At 47.0% G+C, this 19,201-nt stretch carries 15 protein-coding genes; 13 read left to right on the top strand and 2 right to left on the bottom strand.

Annotated elements, in window-relative coordinates; genetic code table 11:
* Positions 1–48 precede the first annotated feature (48 nt).
* Positions 49–375 (top strand): thioredoxin family protein, encoded by a 327-nt coding sequence (locus ACM1ND_RS22860; protein WP_013312008.1) that lies wholly within the window; start codon positions 49–51, stop codon positions 373–375.
* Between the two features lie 129 nt (positions 376–504).
* Here ACM1ND_RS22860 and bacA read toward each other — a convergent pair whose 3' ends face one another.
* Positions 505–1,302 (bottom strand): undecaprenyl-diphosphate phosphatase, encoded by a 798-nt coding sequence (gene bacA / locus ACM1ND_RS22855; RefSeq protein ID WP_013312007.1) that lies wholly within the window; start codon positions 1,300–1,302, stop codon positions 505–507.
* A 125-nt stretch (positions 1,303–1,427) separates the two neighbouring features.
* Positions 1,428–2,798, bottom strand: a complete 1,371-nt coding sequence (locus ACM1ND_RS22850) for a hemolysin family protein (RefSeq protein ID WP_028541809.1) — start codon at positions 2,796–2,798, stop codon at positions 1,428–1,430.
* A gap of 224 nt (positions 2,799–3,022) precedes the next feature.
* Here ACM1ND_RS22850 and ACM1ND_RS22845 point away from each other — a divergent pair, with 224 nt between their 5' ends.
* From ACM1ND_RS22845 to cydC, 12 genes are all read left to right on the top strand, one after another.
* Positions 3,023–3,823 (top strand): DUF1836 domain-containing protein, encoded by an 801-nt coding sequence (locus ACM1ND_RS22845; protein ID WP_068938264.1) that lies wholly within the window; start codon positions 3,023–3,025, stop codon positions 3,821–3,823.
* Positions 3,824–4,027: 204 nt separating this feature from the next.
* Positions 4,028–4,969 carry a glycosyltransferase family 2 protein gene (locus tag ACM1ND_RS22840; RefSeq protein WP_023990348.1) on the top strand — a complete coding sequence of 314 codons (942 nt, stop codon included), beginning with the start codon at positions 4,028–4,030 and terminating at the stop codon, positions 4,967–4,969.
* A gap of 41 nt (positions 4,970–5,010) precedes the next feature.
* The gene (locus ACM1ND_RS22835) at positions 5,011–5,964 is read left to right on the top strand and encodes a glycosyltransferase family 2 protein (RefSeq protein ID WP_053326118.1); all 954 of its coding nucleotides are present in this window, start codon (positions 5,011–5,013) and stop codon (positions 5,962–5,964) included.
* A 73-nt stretch (positions 5,965–6,037) separates the two neighbouring features.
* The gene (locus ACM1ND_RS22830) at positions 6,038–7,417 is read left to right on the top strand and encodes a lipopolysaccharide biosynthesis protein (RefSeq protein WP_028541812.1); all 1,380 of its coding nucleotides are present in this window, start codon (positions 6,038–6,040) and stop codon (positions 7,415–7,417) included.
* Positions 7,392–8,366, top strand: coding sequence for a polysaccharide pyruvyl transferase family protein (locus ACM1ND_RS22825; protein ID WP_160789442.1), 975 nt, complete (start codon positions 7,392–7,394; stop codon positions 8,364–8,366). The genes ACM1ND_RS22830 and ACM1ND_RS22825 overlap by 26 nt, the downstream gene beginning before the upstream one ends.
* A 301-nt stretch (positions 8,367–8,667) precedes the next feature.
* Entirely contained in the window at positions 8,668–9,249 is a 582-nt protein-coding gene (def, locus tag ACM1ND_RS22820; protein ID WP_028541815.1) for a peptide deformylase, read from the top strand.
* A 165-nt stretch (positions 9,250–9,414) separates the two neighbouring features.
* On the top strand, positions 9,415–11,205 hold the full coding sequence (locus tag ACM1ND_RS22815) for a cache domain-containing sensor histidine kinase (RefSeq protein ID WP_053326117.1): 1,791 nt from the start codon (positions 9,415–9,417) through the stop codon (positions 11,203–11,205).
* Positions 11,198–12,856, top strand: a complete 1,659-nt coding sequence (locus ACM1ND_RS22810; protein WP_075154760.1) for a response regulator transcription factor — start codon at positions 11,198–11,200, stop codon at positions 12,854–12,856. Before ACM1ND_RS22815 ends, ACM1ND_RS22810 begins: the two co-directional genes overlap by 8 nt.
* A gap of 405 nt (positions 12,857–13,261) precedes the next feature.
* Positions 13,262–14,668, top strand: coding sequence for a cytochrome ubiquinol oxidase subunit I (locus tag ACM1ND_RS22805; RefSeq protein WP_028541817.1), 1,407 nt, complete (start codon positions 13,262–13,264; stop codon positions 14,666–14,668).
* Positions 14,655–15,668, top strand: a complete 1,014-nt coding sequence (cydB, locus tag ACM1ND_RS22800) for a cytochrome d ubiquinol oxidase subunit II (protein ID WP_068938260.1) — start codon at positions 14,655–14,657, stop codon at positions 15,666–15,668. Before ACM1ND_RS22805 ends, cydB begins: the two co-directional genes overlap by 14 nt.
* Entirely contained in the window at positions 15,668–17,428 is a 1,761-nt protein-coding gene (gene cydD, locus ACM1ND_RS22795; protein ID WP_418026594.1) for a thiol reductant ABC exporter subunit CydD, read from the top strand. The genes cydB and cydD overlap by 1 nt, the downstream gene beginning before the upstream one ends.
* Complete coding sequence (gene cydC, locus ACM1ND_RS22790; protein WP_418026593.1) at positions 17,409–19,175, top strand: thiol reductant ABC exporter subunit CydC; 1,767 nt, start codon at positions 17,409–17,411, stop codon at positions 19,173–19,175. Before cydD ends, cydC begins: the two co-directional genes overlap by 20 nt.
* The last annotated feature ends 26 nt before the right edge of the window (positions 19,176–19,201 follow it).

Below are 19,201 nucleotides of genomic sequence, written 5' to 3'. Positions count from 1 at the left end.
TATGTGAATATGGAGACGTTATAAATACACTCTAGGAGGGACCAACGAATGGAACGCATCGAATCTCAGCAGCAATATCAGGATTTAATTAATGGTGACGGTCTGACTGTCGTGAAATTTGATACAACCTGGTGTCCGGATTGCAAGACACTGGATAAATTTATGGACGGCATTATTGAGGAAAACGCAGATAAGCGTTTCTTTGCGCTTGATGCGGAGAAATTCCAGCCGATTGCAGAAGAAAATCAAGTGCGCGGCATTCCGAGTCTGCTCGTGTTCCGTAATGGCGAAAAAATTGCTCATTTGCACAGCAAATACGCTAAAACGCCAGCTCAAATCTCGGAATATTTGACTACGCTGGAATCCAAACAATAATCAGAACGCATGATAGGGATAGTTCCAGACTATCTTTCCTTTCAGCAAAATAGTAAAAGGGATATCCAAGGCTGATCATTCAGATCCTATGGATATCCCTTTTACTATTTATTGGTACCAAACGATGGCTTATAAAATAATGAAAAAGAACACAGCCGCCAGCACGAAGCGGTAAATGGCGAACGTAGTCAGGCTCAAGCGTTTGAGCAGACCGAGGAATGTTTTGATCGCCAGCATCCCGACGATAAAGGCAGTAATAAAGCCGGCCGCGAACACTGGGAAATCACTCATAGACAGATGATCCATACTTTTGATCATATCAATACCCGATGCACCCAGCATGACCGGAACAGATACGAGGAATGTAAATTCCGCGGCTGCCGTATGGCTTACACGTGCGAATAGGCCCCCAGACATGGTTGAGCCTGAACGGGAGAATCCTGGCCATAGGGCTAGGACTTGGAACAAACCGATCGTAAAAGCTTGTTTGTACGTGATCTCATCCAGCGTATGTGATCTAATAGGCGGATGAAATTTTTCAGCCGCGATCATGAGCAGGCCCCCGATCACCAAACTGTATAAAACCGTTTCAGGACCAAACAGGTATTGCTTAATTACATCACGGAACAGTACGCCAATCAAGCCTGCAGGGATCATGGCTAAAATAATATGTAACAGGTTTAGACGTGGCTGACTCGAGATTTTGCGTCTGAAATCAAACAGGCTCAGGAATCTGCGCCAGTATAATACGACGACTGCCAGCACAGCACCTAATTGTACGATAACCTCAAACGTTTTGACCGTATCATTCTCTGTGTTTAATCCTAGAAGATCAGCCGTGAGGATCATGTGACCCGTCGAAGAGACCGGCAAAAACTCTGTCAGTCCTTCAATAATTCCCATAATAATAGAAGATAAAATATCCACTTTACTAGCTCCTCCTTACACGCGTGCAGGGCAAACGACCTAAGTCGTTTGCCCTGGGAATATGTCATTTCAGTAGGAGTGAACACAAGTGTCAAGTGCAAAGATAAACGCTCAGGTCACACGGTTCACTCCCGGGAAGAAGTGTCCGATTCTGCTTCCAATTCAGATGCGGGGGATGTGTGGTGTAAAATAATCTCCACCCGACGAATACGATTTTTACCCATTTCACGAATGATAAATTTCACATTCTCTTCTATGAATTCCTTGCCCTGTCTAGGTTCCGGAACCCGGCTATACACCCACCCTCCGACAGTATCCACGTCTTCATCGTCCAATGTCAAGCCCGTCAGATCACTCAGATCGGAAAGCATCACTTTACCATCCATCAAATAACTGTTCTCCGTCAGTTTCTCGATTTCCTTCCGTTCATCCTTATCAAATTCGTCCCGAATTTCGCCAACAATCTCCTCCAAAATGTCCTCAATGGTAATGAGGCCGGAGGTTCCACCGTATTCATCGACCAGGAGAGCGATATGAACCTGCTCCTTCTGCATACGTTTCAGCAGTGTGTTGACGGGGATAACTTCCGGAACGGTCAAGATCGGTTGAATCAGACTGTCGAAAACAAGTTCTGGATTGCGATCATACTCAAGGAATAGCTGTTTGGTATTAATCATACCAATGATCTGATCCTTGCTGTCTGTCGCCACCGGAAAACGGGTATACTGCTCTTCGTGAATAGTCAGCATGTTTTCTTGTAGCGAGCGATTCGTAAACAAGCATACCATATCTGTACGTGGTACCATAATTTCTTTGGCAACGGTCTCGTCAAAAGCAAAGATACGATTTACGTAGCCATATTCGGTGTTATTGATCTTACCACTTTCCACGCTTTCGGACAAAATGATCTGAATTTCTTCCTGAGAGTGCGCTTCTTCATGCTCACTAGCCGGTTGAAGACCAAACAGACGAACCAGACGATTGGCCGAGCCGTTAAGGAGCCAAATAAACGGATACATAATCCGATTAAACCACACGATGACTGGGGAGGTTAACAGACTGACAGCTTCCGCTTTGCGGATCGCCAATGTTTTGGGAGCCAGTTCGCCGATCACCACGTGCAGGTAAGTTACAATGACGAATGAAATAATAAAGGCCAGGATATGTGAAAAATCCCCATTGATGTTGAGCTGTTGAAAGAGAGGCTCCAGCAATTTGACTACGGTCGGTTCACCGAGCCAGCCGAGTCCCAACGCTGTAATCGTAATACCAAGCTGACAGGCGGACAGGTAGCCGTCCAGATTATTGACGACTTTTTGTAGCGCCAGTGCGTTTTTACGGTTCTCCACGACCAGCTGATCGACCCGGCTGGAACGGATTTTAATAATCGCAAACTCGGTAGCCACGAAAAAAGCACTAAATAAAATCAACACCGCAAACAAAAATAGACTGACACCTATACCCATATAATTTTCACTCATCCCTTTTTCGTTCAATTTTTTAAGGAACTCCATTTTAAGTTCACTTGAACTTATTTTAAGAACTTAAAAGGAAATATACAAGGTTCATATGGAATCATAGCAGGTCACCTACCTCCAATTTACACGGAAAATAAGGCATAATAGAACCCGCACGGCTCATTGCTTCACTTTACAAGCCTAGTTTGAGGGCGTATGATGAGTTCAAATGAACTTGAAATGTAATAAAGGGAGGAAAGCAGATGGAGTCTTTTACCCTTACTCGTCGTGATATGGCCCATTTGCTGCTGGCCATGGAAGGTCGCCGCGAATTGCAGCCTTTGGCCGTTCTACAGGACGCCTGGAGGCGCACTCATAGCCATCTCGCCCGTTCCGGGAGCACGATGCCGACATTTTTATACACCGACGTGACACCTGTGCTAGATAAAATCATCAAGGGTAAGCACAGCGCAGCCTTTTCGCTGCAGGAGATCGTTTCCCTGGGTCAACTGGTCGAATACAGTCATGTCTCACTGGCATCTATGCAAAATTGGGTCAAACGCGACTTCAAGGAATTTCTCGGCGCTCCGAAGATCGGCAAAAAATACTCGGTCAACCAGGCAGCTATATTGCTCATTGTGGAAGATTTAAAATCATGTCTTGATTTTGAATCCATTCGTCAGCTATTTCATATCCTGTTCCAACAACCCGAAGATGATACGGACGATCTGATTCAGCCGGTCGATTTGTACGCCGCTTATTCAACTTTGTTTGAGGAGCTGGATGCGAACGGAGACCAACTGCTCGATGTTGCTGGAGCAGGCTATGCAAAGGACAACGGAAATTCCGTTACAGGACAGCAGCGCCAGGAAGCTGCGACAGAGGAGCTGCTGGTTCAGGCGGCCGATCAATACACCAGCCGTTTACAGCATTTGACCCCTAACCAGTGTGAAGCAGTGCGTAATACTTTGCTGGTGGCAGCGGTAGCGGTGCAAAATAGTTATTTTTTGTCCATGGCACGTCGGTATGTGAATGCGACGTTGTTTCTGGACTTCCAGGGGTAAATCAGGATTGGCACTAGAAGCCAATCCTATTTTTTTGCTCTTTTTAGAGGATTGTCTACCCTTTTGGAGACTGAAAAAGTATACAAAAGAGGTATATACACTAAAACGCTGTCAAAGATACAATAAACATATATAATCCAGCAATTGGAAAAACTTAGAATATCTCTTCCAAAGCATCTGGATACACACACAGGAGGTAATGGCATGTCCGATGTCTCCATCATCATTTGTACCCGCAACCGGATCGAAGACCTGACACGCTGTATACAATCTATTGCAGTACAGCAGCAATTGGAGCATACGGCTGTAGAACTGCTGATTGTTGATGACGGCGATATTTCCGACCAACAGATCGAGCAGTACCGTCACATGGTATCCGGATTGCCTCAAAGCGTTTTGAAATATTATAAAAAAAGTCGTCCCGGCGTTTGGTTATCCCGCTATGAGGCCTTGTCCCTTGTGCGGTATGATATTGTGCTGTATTTTGACGATGATGCAGAACTGGACGATAAACTCTATATCCGGCGCTTGCTCGATACCTATGATCAGGATGAAACGATTGTGGGTGTTGGAGGGATTGCAAAGGGATTACATTCGAGCCGGGCAGGAAAGCTGCTGGGCGTTTTGACATTTCAGATGTCTTCATCCCTCGGCAAGCTCTCGCCTAGTAGTCTGGCAGGTTCTTTGCTGCGTTGGGGCGAAGCGACTGAGGTTTTCGATACAGAATTTTTCCATGGTTGCAATATGTCATTTCGGAGGGATGCGCTTCGGGACATGAAGCCGTATCCGTGGATGACCAGTTATGCCGTGGCTGACGATTTGTACATGTGCCAGTTGGCGAGCCGTTACGGCAAATTGGTTATCAATCCTGACTTAACCATCATTCATCATGAATCTCCAAGCTCGCGCGATAAGGCGGGCAAAGTAGCCAAGGCTACAGCAATTAACCACTATTATTTTCTTGCTTTGAAAAAGGCTGGAGTGATTCAGTATGGAGCCCTTTTATGGACCTTATCCTACTTGATGCTCAAAGAAACGCTGCGTCGCAATTTTAATGCCGCAGATGGATACAAGCAGGGGGTGTTGTTCATTCTGAACCCGCGCAAGCAAAAATATAACGAATATTTAGGCCCGGCGGTTCAGTAAACTGTTTTCTTTACACACTGACAGGATAAAGGGGGAGTATGATGTTAAGCTTGTCCATTGCTCTGTGCACCCGAAATCGGGTTGATGATCTGACCCGATGCATTAATTCAATTGCCATTGGGGGAGCACCGGAGGCATGTGAAACCGAGCTATGGATTATTGACGACGGAGAACTGCCAAAGCATGTGCTGGAACGTTATGAGCGTCAGTTGGGCAGAGCGGGAATTACCTACCGATATCATCGCAAGGAGCAGCCGGGATTATGGTTATCTCGTGTAAAGACAGCTGAACTTGCGCAGGGTGACATCATTTTGTTCCTTGACGATGACGTTGAGCTGCCGAGCAACTATTTGAATGAGTTGATGCGTACCTATGAGGCTTATCCGCAGGCCGCTGGTGTTGGCGGTATTGCACAGGGAATGAGTAACAGCTTCATGGGAACAATTCGATGCTTGCTGTCATTCCAGCAGTCTTTGTCCAAAGGGAGGTTGTCCCTCAGCGGTCAGTCCGGCTCGATGTATAACTGGCATAAGGCCAAGAAGACGTTTAGAACCCAGTTTTTCCATGGCTGCAATATGTCATTTCGCCGTGAGGCGATTCGCAGTCTGGAGCCGGTACCTTGGTTGCAAAGCTATAGCGTAGGCGAGGATTTATTACTTTCACGCATCGCAATGAAAAGTGGTCCGTTATACATTAACCCGGCGCTTACGCTGCTTCATCACGAATCGCCGTCCTCACGCGACAATATGGAACAGGTTACTTATATGCGGGTGATGAATCATATTCATTTGCTGCGTGACGAGGGATCTGGGCCGATTGGTTATGCAGCACTATACTGGACGACGTTGTATCAGATTTTGAGAGAAAAGCCCAAGAAAAATCATACTGCCATTCAAGGCTATAGAAGAGCGTTGAAAGCAATCTTTTCAAGTCCAAAGGAGCCTGTTGGCGGGGGACAGTTGCCTGAACGCAATTCCAAAAAAACGGTAGGCTGATGGAGGTGCGTCAAAAGACGCAATGTGAGCATAGAGACGAGAGGCTTAATAAGGAACAGGAGTTGGACGTAACATGAGCACATGGACAGCAGCAAGGAAAGTATTCACGGGTGACAGTCTCGCCAAAACGATCATGCGCACGAGTTTTAACAATTTTTTTGTGCTAATCGTCACGACCCTGACTTCCATCCTGACCGCACGTATGCTCGGAGTAGAGGGGAAAGGAGAACTGGCGGCAGTTCTGTTCTGGCCTACGCTGATCGGCAGTGTGTTGAGCTTCGGATTACCAACGTCGTTAATTTATAACATCAAGAAGAAAACAGGCACGACGGAAGAACTACTGGCGTTGTCACTCTGGATTCAGTTGCCTGCCAGCTTGTTGGCGGGAGCGGTGGCCTGGATATGCATGCCGCTGTGGCTGAATGGTTATGGTGCGGACATCATCCAGCTGTCCCAGCTTTATTGTGCGGCAGCCATACCGCTGGCAGTGCTTACAGCGCTGACGACAGCATTGTCGCAAGGGCTGGATCGATTTAGCGTATATAACGGCCTGCTGTTTTACTACCCATTACTGAATTTCATCGGTCTGGTGACACTGTGGCTGATGGGCCTGCTCAATGTGCAGCTGGCAGGAGCAGTGAATTTTGCCGCGAGTTTCCTTGCGCTAGTATGGGCGTTCCTCCGTTTGCGCAAGTATATGAATTTGCGTGCTTTCCGTCCATTTACCAGCCGCCAAGTGCTTCGTCCTTATTATAGCTATGGAGCGAGGGTTTACGGGATGGAGCTGATGGGGACGCTGTCCACACAAACGGACAAAATCGTTATTGTGGCGCTGCTATCACCCAAAGCGTTCGGTCTGTACTCTGTTGTCTACGCCTTGTCTCGTGTGTTCAATGTGGTGCAAAATGCCGTCACTAACGTTACTTTTCCTAAGGTGACGGGGATGGAGCACAGCAAGATTGTCGAAACAGTAGGTCGTGCTTTTCGCATCTCTATGGCTGCGATGCTAATCGTCATTGTGCCTGCTCTCTTCATTGGACGCTATATGCTGGGTTTGCTGTACGGCCCCGCTTTTCTGGAAGCATCGCTAACGTTCTACCTGCTGTCACTGGAATGTATCATTGGTGGCGGCTCATGGATTCTGGCTTCGGCCTTTAACGCGCTGGGACGTCCGGGACTGGTATTGTTCCGGCAAATTGTAGCCTATGCGATCACCGTCGGTCTATTTTTTATTTGTACACCGATCTTTGGTCTGGACGGCATTGCTATTGCTTTGCTTGTAGGCGCTTGTGTACGGTTGGCATTCTCACTGTTCTCGTTCCCCATGTTTTTCAATGTTCCGCTATCACGGATCATTTTTGATAAAAGTGATATTACATTTGTCATTCAGACTATACAAAAGAAGCGCAGGAAGGGAGAACTGAAAGATGCCGAATTTGCATCCCATGGCTAAACTGAAAAATAAGCTGAGCGTCATTCTCGACGTAGTCCCCCAAGGTTCGAATATCATTTATGTCGACTATCCCGTCTATAATAACGGTGGGGATGTACTCATCATGAAAGGCACCGAGGCGTTCTTCAAGGATAATGGCATCCGTGTCCGTGCCCGTTATAGCGCCATGGATATTCCCGATCAGCTTCAAATTCCGGGTGACTGGATTATCGTGTGCCACGGCGGCGGCAACTTCGGCGATCTCTATTCAAATCACCAAAATTTGCGGGAACGCATCGTTCGCGATTTCCCTGACCACCGAATTGTAATTATGCCGCAAACGATCCACTTTCAATCTGAACAGAAGGCTAATGAGGTCGCTGCCCTGTTTAATGCTCATCCGGATCTACATATGTTTGTGCGGGATACACGCTCTTATCAGTGGGCTAAGGACAAGCTGAACCAGTGCAGTATCACACTATGCCCTGATATGGCGCACCAGCTCTGGCCATTGAAGCCGACTACGGAAACAGTGAAGGATGTATTGTATTTCCTGCGGACTGATATTGAAACGGTGGGTGGACAAAAGAAGTTCGATGACGAGGCAGATGCCGCTCACCGGCTGGACTGGGATACTTTGTTCACTCCGCTGGAAGTGAAGGGAATTGTTTATTTCCAGAAGTTTTATCGACTGGATAAGAAAATCGGTGGACCGTTGCCTACACGTACGTTCTGGTACAAGTACACAGACCATCTCATGAACAAAGCGGTTACGCTGTTCAGCTCTTACCGCGAGGTTCGCACTTCACGGCTGCACGGTCACATTCTGGCCTGTCTGCTTGATATGCCGCACGTTGTCATTGACAATTCCTACGGCAAGAACTCGCAATATTATAATACCTGGACACAGCCGAATCCAAAGGCGCAGCTGTTTAGTGAAGCTCCAAGTGCGTTAGAGCAGCCATCTTAATAGTAAGAAAAGATACGTATGATTAATTTCAAAGGTATGATAACGGCAAAAAATCTCCTGACCACTTCATTGGTTAAGGAGGTTTTTCGTTTTGTGCTATATAGAGCATAAGTATAATTGTTAATTAGATAAACCATTAAGGCAATGAATATTTAATGACTTAAATACCGCTTCATTTTGACAATTCATTTCATGAATAGATATAATTTATGGGATAAAACGTGTAGGAATATTGGGAACTCCCCTAACTTTTGCTGAATAACATGAAAGTATATTTATTTTAATGAATCGAGGCTGACGAATGAGTAATCAATCGATGGACATGCTTCTCACGAAGGATATCGTGCGTGAAGGGGAGTCTATTTTGCGTACGAAGGTTGATCCGGTATGCTTGCCACTGTCTGAAGAGGATCTTCAACAGATGCAATGGATGCTGGATTATCTGAAAAATAGCCAAAATGAAGAGCTGGCTACCCGCTATGAACTGCGCCCGGGTGTGGGATTATCTGCGAACCAGGTAGGTTTGAACAAAAGAATGTGCGCTATTTATTATGAAGATGGGGACAAAACGGTAGAGTATGCGTTGTTTAATCCGAAGCTGGTCAGCCACTCCACGTCCATGATTTATTTGGAACAAGGTGAGGGGTGCTTGTCTGTAGATCGGTACGTAGCCGGATATGTACCTCGTTATGAAAAAATTCGTATTAAGGCCAATTTGCCAGACGGAACACAGGAGCTATTGACTTTCAAAGGTTATGCAGCGATTGTAGTACAGCATGAAATGGACCATTTGGACGGTATTATGTTCTATGACCGTATCAATCCGGAAGATCCGCACAAGCTGCCGCAGGGAGTGCATATCGAACCTTTTGTACGTAAATAGCTCATGATCCGTAAAGTGTGGTGACTCCGTTCGCCACATTTTTTTAATTTTGCAAAAAAATATGGATATAGAGGTTACGAAGCTTTAAACTGGAAACATGTAGCTCGTGATAGAGGATGTGAAAATACACAAAAATGTAAGCGCTTATCTTATGGGAGGGATGACATGAATCGTGGAGTACGGCTTCTGATGAATAATATGCGTATGCGGAATAAGCTGCTGTTCTCCTATGTACTGATTGTCATGATCCCGGTGCTGGTGGTAGGCGGCTGCGTTACTTTTTATTTGCGAGAGCAGGCATTGAATAGTGCAATTGCCCAGACAGTAAACAATGTGGAAAAGATCAAGAGCCAGACGGCAAATTTACTGCGTGTGCCAACGGATATTTCAAATGGGCTCATGTTCGATAAGAGGTTGAGGGAGATGGCGAACAGACGGTATCCGGGTATGGTGGAGCTGATGAATGCGTATCATCAATACAAGGATTTTAATGAGTATACTCAGCAATATAGAGAGATTGCTACCATCCGGTTCTATTCGTACAATCCGACGCTTGTCAATAATCTGGAGTTTATTCCAGTGGACTCTAACATTGAGCGGCAGCAGTGGTTCCAAACGGCTTTGAAGGGGACGGCGATTAACTGGTTTTACATTCAGGATAAGGAAGATAACCCGGTTAATCGCCTGAGCCTGGTACGGCAAATTCCATTTCCCGAATACAATACCAAGGGAGTTCTGATGATATCGCTGAGTCAGACCGAGTTGAATCATATGCTGAGCAAGGAGCCCTTTGAAACATTGATTGCAGATCGTAATGGTATTGTGGTCGCAGCTACTCGTCCGCAGTCGGTGGGTCAGACGTTGGGAGATTTACATTTGGGCTTTGATGTTCAGCGTGCGGGTAAGGGAATATATGAAGCGAAAATCAACGGAAAGTCCTCCAACATCATCGTGGATGAGCTGCTGCCCGCCTCCAGTGTGAGCGGATTTACGATTATTTCAGTGTTTTCGACGGAGCATATTGTACAGGGAGCCAACCGAATTAGCTTGATTGGTGCTCTATGTGTTCTTGCGGTGCTGGTTATGGCACTGATTCTGATCACCATCATTTCCTGGCTGATTACCAAACGCCTACAGCGGTTGAGCTATGAACTGGGTAAGGTAGCCGCGGGCGATTTTCATGTGGTATCGAGTGTGGAGGGAAGGGACGAGATCGGGGATTTATCCCGCCGTTTCAACTATATGGTGAACAGTATTCGCCAACTCATGGCGCAGGTCTATGAGACGAGTGAGCATAACAACAGACTAGAATTGGCACAAAAGGATATCAAGCTAAAAATGATGGCTAGCCAAATTAATCCGCATTTTCTGTTTAATGCGTTAGAATCCATTCGAATGAAAGCACATCTGAATGGGGAAGCGGAAATTGCAACGACGGTGCGTTTGCTTGGCAGGCTGATGCGCCGGAATCTGGAGATTGGCAGTGGTAAAACGACGGTACTACAGGAGCTGGATATGGTGCGATCCTATTTACAAATTCAGCAGTTCAGATTTGGAAATCGTTTGATTTATGAAGTGAATTTGGAAGAAAGCGCGACGGACCTGTCGATTCCTCCCTTAATCATACAACCGCTGGTGGAAAATGCAGTCATTCATGGCCTGGAAAATAAGGAAGAGCCAGTTACCGTGAAGGTAGATATTGCAATAGAACGAAGAGAGCTAAAAATTAAAGTAGAAGATGATGGGATTGGCATGGAAGCTGGGCAACTGACCCGTCTGCTAGCTCGGATCAGGGGGACGGAAGAGCCGGAAGGAAGCAGTATTGGCCTGCGTAATGTACATCAACGTCTAACATTGATGTACGGCGAACGTTATGGACTGCATATTGAAAGCGCATTACAAGAAGGAACAACCGTATACTTTTCCATACCAAGGGGGGAAGAGTCGAATGTATAAAGCAATGATTGTAGATGATGAGCCTGCGATTCGTGAAGGATTGTCCTCCATTATTGACTGGGGGAATTGTGGCTTCCGTATTGTCGATACGGCAGGGAACGGACGCGAGGCTCTGGATAAGTTCGGAGAGCATCGACCGGAGCTGGTCATTGTAGATATTCGTATGCCCGGGATGAGTGGACTGGAGGTCATACGAAGCATACGTGAAAAGAACGGAGAGCCGTTTCATTTTCTCATATTAAGCGGATATGCAGACTTTGATTATGCACGGCAAGCCATGGGCTTCGGGGTGGATGGCTATCTACTGAAGCCAGTTGATGAGGAAGAAATGACGACAGAGTTGAAACGGGTACGGCAAAACATTGAGGACGAGAAAGAAGACGGCAAATGGGGGAGTCCGCCTTCCCATGAGCGTAATTGGATCGAAGCACTATTGTTTCCGGATCATCGAGAGCATGCTCGTAATGCTGTGGAAAGCAGTGATTCTCTTCACAGAGCATCCAAGCAAGCTGAACATCAAAGCGGTAACGGAAAACATGGACAACAGCCCGCGTTACCAGCCTTGGACTGGAGTAGCTATCAGGTTATTCTGCTGGATTTACGTATTCCTGACTGGGATCGGCAAGCTCGGCTGGCGGCAGCAAAGCAGCGGCTAACAGAATTGTGCCATGAGCAGGGCAGAGGTATCGTGTTTGAGGCTGGAATATATATGGGTCTTTTGCTTCCCGCCACGTTAAAAACGGAGAAAGATGCTGTTCAGTTACTGGCTGCTTGGCGACAGGAGCTAAAGCCGTGGGCTACGGAAATTTATGTGGCTGCCGGTGATTCTGTAGCCATTCTTAACGACATTCCCAGATCTTTTGAGCAGGCACTACAATTATTGGAGCGTACGTTTTTGTTCCGGGCAGAAAGAGTCATGCTTTCCGGAGACTTACACGAATTGGAGACAGTCGAGACTGAAAGGAGTGGAGCGTCTGATAGTGCCACAGATGATCCCATACGTTATGCAGAAAAGCTGTACTATGCGCTAGATATGGCTAATAGTGAAGCTGCAACCCGTGTCATTAAGGATATGGAAGGCCAATTTCCACGGATTTATCGCACAGAATCTGCAATCAAGGCGGCGTTCGCCCAAACATTCACACTGGCGTTGAACAAGTATGCAGCTGGACAGGATCACAGCCGAACCGTGCTGGAGGAGCACTCCAGCTTTATAACCGATGTATATGCTTATTCCACATTGGGCGAGCTGGTGGATCACTCGCTGGAGCATGTGTTGCAATGGATTGGCCAGACTGAATCTGGTGGCAAGGGCATCATCATGAAACAAATGATTGACTTTATACATAGTCATTATGATGAAAATTTGCGACTGGAGTTACTGGCAGATATGTTCAATTACAATAGTGGCTATTTGGGCAAACTGTTCAAAAGTCATACTGGCGAGGCCTTTAATGCCTACCTGGATAAGGTGAGGATTGAGCGAGCAAGAGAATTGCTTGCTCAAGGAATTAAGGTGCACCAGGTGGCGGAACGCGTAGGATATGCGAATGCAGATTATTTTCATAGTAAATTTAAAAAGTATGTTGGAATGTCACCTTCCTCCTACCGTAATCGGGTTCAAAAGAACGGAGGAACAGATGGCTGTTGATAGAATCCCTAGGTTTAACGCTATGAAGTCTCTCTTACAGATGTCGGAGGTACGACCTCCGAACGAAGAGAGGCTCTTTTTTATGGCGGATAAATGGATAGATCAATCGAAAATGTCACATTTATTATGTAGTTTAGGCCGTTTTCATCAAATCGCCATCGTTATGACACATATTTGACACGATGTTCACATTTTCGATTCTATTTCATTTAAATTTATTCTATATAATGGGGATAATCTGAAGCCGGATCATGACAACCATGGTGAAGGTAGTTGAGTGAGTCATTTTCTAAAAAGTGACCGCTGCATATGTAAGAATGTGAATACTATCACAAATGTAGAAGACTTCAGATTACAGACACTATAAATCAATGTTAAGAGAAGTGCAGGGGGAGGAGCAACATCATGGACGTATTGGATTTGGCACGGTTGCAGTTTGCAACCACAACGATTCTTCACTTTGTTTATGTGCCGATCTCCATTGGATTGTCGTTATTGGTGGCAATTATGGAGACTATGTATGTTATCAAAAAAAATGACTTGTACAAAAAAATGGCTCAATTCTGGGGAACGTTTCTGCTGATTAACTTTGCATTGGGCGTAGTCACCGGGATTTTGCAAGAATTCCAGTTCGGGATGAATTGGTCGGACTTTTCCCGTTTTGTCGGTGATGTATTCGGTACGCCGCTGGCGATTGAAGCGCTGCTTGCATTTTTCCTGGAATCGACCTTTATCGGATTATGGGTATTCGGTTGGGAAAGATTGTCCAAAACGGTCCATTTAATCTGTATGTGGCTGGTATCTATCGGTACGATGCTATCGGCATTGTGGATTCTAGCTGCTAATTCATTCATGCAGCGTCCAGTAGGATATGAGATTCAAAATGGACGTGCAGAAATGAAAGATTTTGCTGCTCTGTTAACGAATGAACAACTGTTATGGGAATTTCCGCATACGTTGTTTGCTGCTTTTGCAACGGGGGCATTTCTTATCGCGGGTATCAGTGCATGGAAGCTGATGCACAAAAAGAATATGGACTTTTTTAAACCTTCTTTTAAATTGAGCATTATTGTTGCCTTAATCAGTGCCATTGCTATTCCTTTGTTTGGTCATGGTCAGGCTCAATATTTAGTGAAAACACAACCGATGAAGATGGCTGCCAGTGAGGGCTTATGGGAGAACAGCGGTGACCCCGCTCCTTGGACAGTTATCGCGGGTATTGATCCTGAAAAGAAGGAAAATACCTTTGAAATTAAAGTTCCTTTTGCTCTGAGTTTTCTATCTTATAGTAAATTTTCCGGCTCTGTGCCTGGTATGAATGAGCTTCAAGCAGAATATGAAAAAACCTATGGTCCGGGCGATTATATCCCGCCAGTACGTACCACGTTCTGGAGCTTCCGTATTATGATTGCGGCGGGATGTGGCATGATTGCACTCGCTTTATACGGTACTTACCTGACGTTCCGTAAAAAGCTGGAAGGTTCACATCGCTGGTTCTTCCGTCTTATGATATGGGGGATATCCCTTCCATTCATTGGGAATACTGCTGGTTGGATCATGACCGAAATAGGTCGCCAACCGTGGACTGTATTTGGTTTGCTTCAAACAAAAGATTCTGTTTCGCCCACGGTTGTGGCAGGAGAAGTGCTGTTCTCGTTCATCTCATTTACCACATTGTATTTAATTTTAACAGGTGTGCTGGCATTTCTGTTTTACCGTACGGCTCGCAAAGGTCCAGATATCGAGCCACATCAGCAAACGGTAATTCATGATCCATTTGCCCAAGGGGGTGACAATAATGACGCTAAATGATTTATGGTTCTTATTGATCGCAGTGTTGTTTACCGGTTTCTTTTTTCTGGAGGGTTTTGATTTTGGCGTGGGGATGGCCACGGGATTGGTACCGCGCAATGACCAACAAAAACGTTTGATGATCAATACGATTGGTCCATTTTGGGATGCCAACGAAGTGTGGCTGATTACAGCAGCAGGTGCGATGTTTGCCGCTTTCCCGCATTTTTATGCAACTATGTTCAGCGGATATTATCTGGTATTTGTCTTTATTTTGCTAGGTTTGATCTTGCGTGGAGTTTCTTTTGAGTTCCGCGGCAAGGCTGAAGGGAAATGGTGGACAGGAACGTGGGATGCCTGCATTCTGATTGGTAGCTTTCTACCGCCGATGCTGTTCGGTATGGCTTTTGCGGCTTTGGTGAAAGGTGTACCTATTCAGCAAAACATGGATTTGAAAGCTGGATTTTCCGATGTGTTCAATGGATACACCGTATGGATTGGACTGACAGTGGTCGGAATGTGCCTAATGCATGGGCTGACGTTCATTTCCCTGCGGACGATTGGAGAAGTACGGGATCGTGCTCGCGTGATTGCGTCCAAATTTCTTCCGGTATTGGGCATTTTACTCGCTGGCATGGTGGTATGGACTTATTTTGCAACGGATTTATTTGCACGTCGCGGTCCCTTTATGTATGCTGCGGTAGCAGTGGGAATTGTCGCCTATGTGCTGACGTGGTACTTCCTGAAGCAGCGCCGCGAAGGATGGGCCTTCGGGATGACAGGTGCATTGATTTTGCTGACCTTCGTTTCGTTATTCGTTGGTTTGTTCCCAAGATTTATGGTGAGCTCGATTAACAGTGCTTTTGATTTGACGATTTATAATGCAAGCTCCAGTCATTACACACTGAAAGCCATGACGATTGTTGCAGCAACGCTTTTACCCTTTGTGCTGGCTTATCAGGCGTGGAGCTATTTTGTTTTCCATAAGCGTCTCAGTGAGAAGGATCATTTGGAATACTAATGGATAAGGCATGGTTAGAATTAAAGGGCATTCGGCCAGTAATGCTGCTACTGGCTGCCCTTTCCCTGCTCCAGGGGGCTGCTGTGATTGCACAAGCAGTCTTCTTGGCAAAGGCTGTTACGATTTTGTTTGAACAAAATCCGCTGGTGATGGCTTGGCCGTCGCTGGCGTTGTTTTTCGCAGCTTTTGCAATGAGGCATACGATGATCTGGCTGCAACGTCGGACAGCCGGCCGTTTTGCCGAAGCTTCAGGCGCTTCCTTACGGGAGCGTCTGCTTGCACGTTTGTTCGAACGGGGGCCGGGTTTTGCAGCGCAGGAAGGCAGCGGCAAGTTGGTGACGCTAGCGCTGGACGGCATGGATCGTTTTCGCACGTATTTGGAACTGTCCATTCCTCGAATGATTGACATGATGGCTGTAACTATACTTGTGCTTGTGTATGTTTTCACATTGGATGTCATTTCAGGTGTAATTTTGACGACTACGATGCCGATTCTGGTGGGCTTCTTTATTTTGCTCGGCTTGGCAGCGCGGAAGCAGGCAGACAAGCAATGGCGTTCCTATCGTTTGTTATCTCACCATTTCACGGATTCGCTACGTGGACTTCAGACACTAAGGTTTTTGGGTCGTAGCCAAGAGCATGGGGAAACGGTTGGGAAGGTCAGCGACCAATACCGCACAGCAACGATGCGCACGCTGCGGGTAGCGTTTCTTTCCTCATTTGCCCTCGATTTTTTTAGTATGCTATCGGTCGCTTTTGTCGCGGTAGGCTTGGGGCTGCGCCTGATTAGTGGCTCGGTGGGTCTGGAGGCAGCGCTTGCGGTGCTTATTCTGGCACCAGAATATTTTATGCCCATACGCCAATTGGGATCAGACTATCATGCTTCACTGGATGGTAAGGAGGCTTGGGGAGCAATACGCTCCATTCTCAGTACAGAAGATGATGCGACCAAGCCGAATAAACAAGCAGCTAACGATAAAGGATTGGACATCACGGGACAGGATAGTCTCGAGCTGTCTGATGTGTGCCTCCTTAATGAAGACGGTTCCGCCCGGCTTGAACATGTGTCTGCACATGTTGAACCGCACATGAACATGATCGGCATCGTTGGGGCTAGCGGTGCAGGTAAAACGACGCTGCTTAGTCTGCTTGGCGGCTTTGCTGATCCGACTTCAGGCGAGCTACTCCTGAATGGATGCGGATTGGCTGGGGATGCCAAAGCTGAATGGCAACGGCATATTGCCTATATTCCACAGCATCCATACCTGTTTAGCGCTTCTCTGGCAGATAATATCCGCTTTTATGAACCGGAGGCATCCAACCAGCAGATAGAGTGGGCGATTGACGCGGTTGGACTGCGTGAACTGGTAGACGGTCTTCCGGGTGGATTGAATGAGCCCATTGGTGAAGCAGGTCGGACACTGAGCGGAGGGCAGGCGCAACGGATTGCATTGGCGCGGGCATTGCTCAGTAATCGTCCGGTCGTTTTATTGGATGAGCCTACGGCCCATCTGGATATTGAGACAGAATGGGAGCTAAAACAGACGATTTTATCGGTTTTGAAACATAAGAGAATGTTTCTTGCCACCCACCGGCTTCATTGGATGCCAGAAATGGACTGTGTCTGGATGATGGATCAAGGTCGCCTGGAAGAAGTAGGCTCCCATCAGCAATTGATTGCCCGTAAGGGAGCATATTACCGATTGCTGACGGGGATATCGGAAGGAGGGAACGGACGATATGAGAGTAACGGACAATAGCAGACAAGGCTGGTTTGTGACGTATCTGAGACAATATTTTTGGGCCTTTCTGGTAGCTGCTCTTTTGGGCGCGCTGGCCATTGGATGTGCGGGCGCGTTGCTCTTTACGTCCGGTCATCTGATTACCCGTTCGGCCTTAAAACCGGAAAATATATTAATGGTGTACGTTCCAATTGTGCTTGTGCGAACATTTGGCTTTAGTAAAGCGGTTATTCAGTACCTGGAGCGCTTGGTAGGACATGATGCCGCACTGCGTCTGGTGTCCTGTATGCGGGTACGCTTATATCGGGCAGTAGAACCGCAGGCGCTGATGATTCGCAGCAAATTCCGTACAGGGGATCTATTAGGATTGCTGGCAGAGGATATTGAGCAGCTTCAAAACATCTATCTGAAGCTAGTTCTGCCTGCGCTATCGGCTTTGCTGATTTATGCAGCAGGCATCTCGGCGCTCGGACGGATGGACGGAACCTTTGCCTTGCTCATGGCGCTATATGGCGGATTTTTGCTTTTTATTGCCCCAGCTATCTCACTATGGACCTCACTCGCCAAACGGCGAATGTTCAAGCAGGAACGGAGTAAAGCCTATCAGGAGCTGACGGATGCTCTGTTCGGCATGAGTGACCTGGTGCTGAGCGGACGGACTGGGCATTTCCTGAGTACCTTTACACAACGGCACAATAGGGCTACCGTGATGGAGAATTCACTTCGCCGGAGTGAGTGGCGTTCTCATTGGATCGCACAATGCGTTGTAGGCGGCGGGATTGTGATTATGACTGTGTGGGCCGGGGGACTGGTAGCACAGAATCGTATAGAAGCCACATGGCTGGCATCCTTTGCCCTTGTGGCTTTTCCATTGCTGGATGCCTTCGTTCGCGCTGGAGAAGCGGTGGTTCATGCACCGGAGTATCAGGATTCACTTCGACGGTTAAAGGATTCGGAGAAAGACACACCTACACCGGGAGCAGGCGGAACAGCAGACATTCTAGAGGAACAGGCTACCGCTATGCGATTGGGCCTCGGAGGAGACCTGCTGCTGAACAACGTAAGCTACCGCTATGCGGCAACGCAGGAATGGAGCGTGCGTAATATCTCCCTACACGTACCGCAGGGGGGCAAGGTTGCATTGCTTGGCCGCAGTGGTGCGGGCAAGTCCACGCTGCTGAACCTGATTCAGGGAGCATTGCAGCCTGATGAAGGTAGCGTCACTGTCGCAGGGATTCCCGTATATACAGGTGGAGCATACTCCAGTTTATTTGCGGTGCTAAACCAGCAGCCGTATTTATTCGATACAACGGTAACGAACAATATTCGGCTGGGACGACCCGATGCTACGCTGGATGAGGTTCGTGCAGTAACAGAGCAGGTAGGGCTTGGAACTCTAATTGATTCTTTGCCGGAGGGCTACGATACCCGAATGCAGGAGACGGGGCTTCGTTTTTCCGGTGGAGAAAAACAGCGAATTGCACTGGCGCGGATTTTGCTGCAAAATCACCCGATTGTTTTGCTGGATGAGCCAACAGTGGGACTTGACCCACTGACAGAGCATGAACTCATGCAGACGATGTTTCGTGTGCTGAAAGGCAAAACATTGATCTGGATCACGCATCATCTGACAGGAATGGAGCATATGGACGAGGTGATCTTTATGGAGCAGGGCACCATTTCCATGCGGGGCAGTCATGAACAGCTTTGGCAGGAGCAGCCCCGATACCGCAACCTGTATGAGCTGGATCATCCGAGTCTATGAAATAGGAATAGAATGACCTAAGCAAA

This window comes from Paenibacillus sp. JJ1722 (assembly GCF_048282685.1).
GTDB classification, from domain to species: Bacteria; Bacillota; Bacilli; order Paenibacillales; family Paenibacillaceae; genus Paenibacillus; species Paenibacillus polymyxa_B.
Note: the sequence above shows the minus strand (reverse complement) of the source record. Positions and strands in the feature narration are given on the sequence as shown.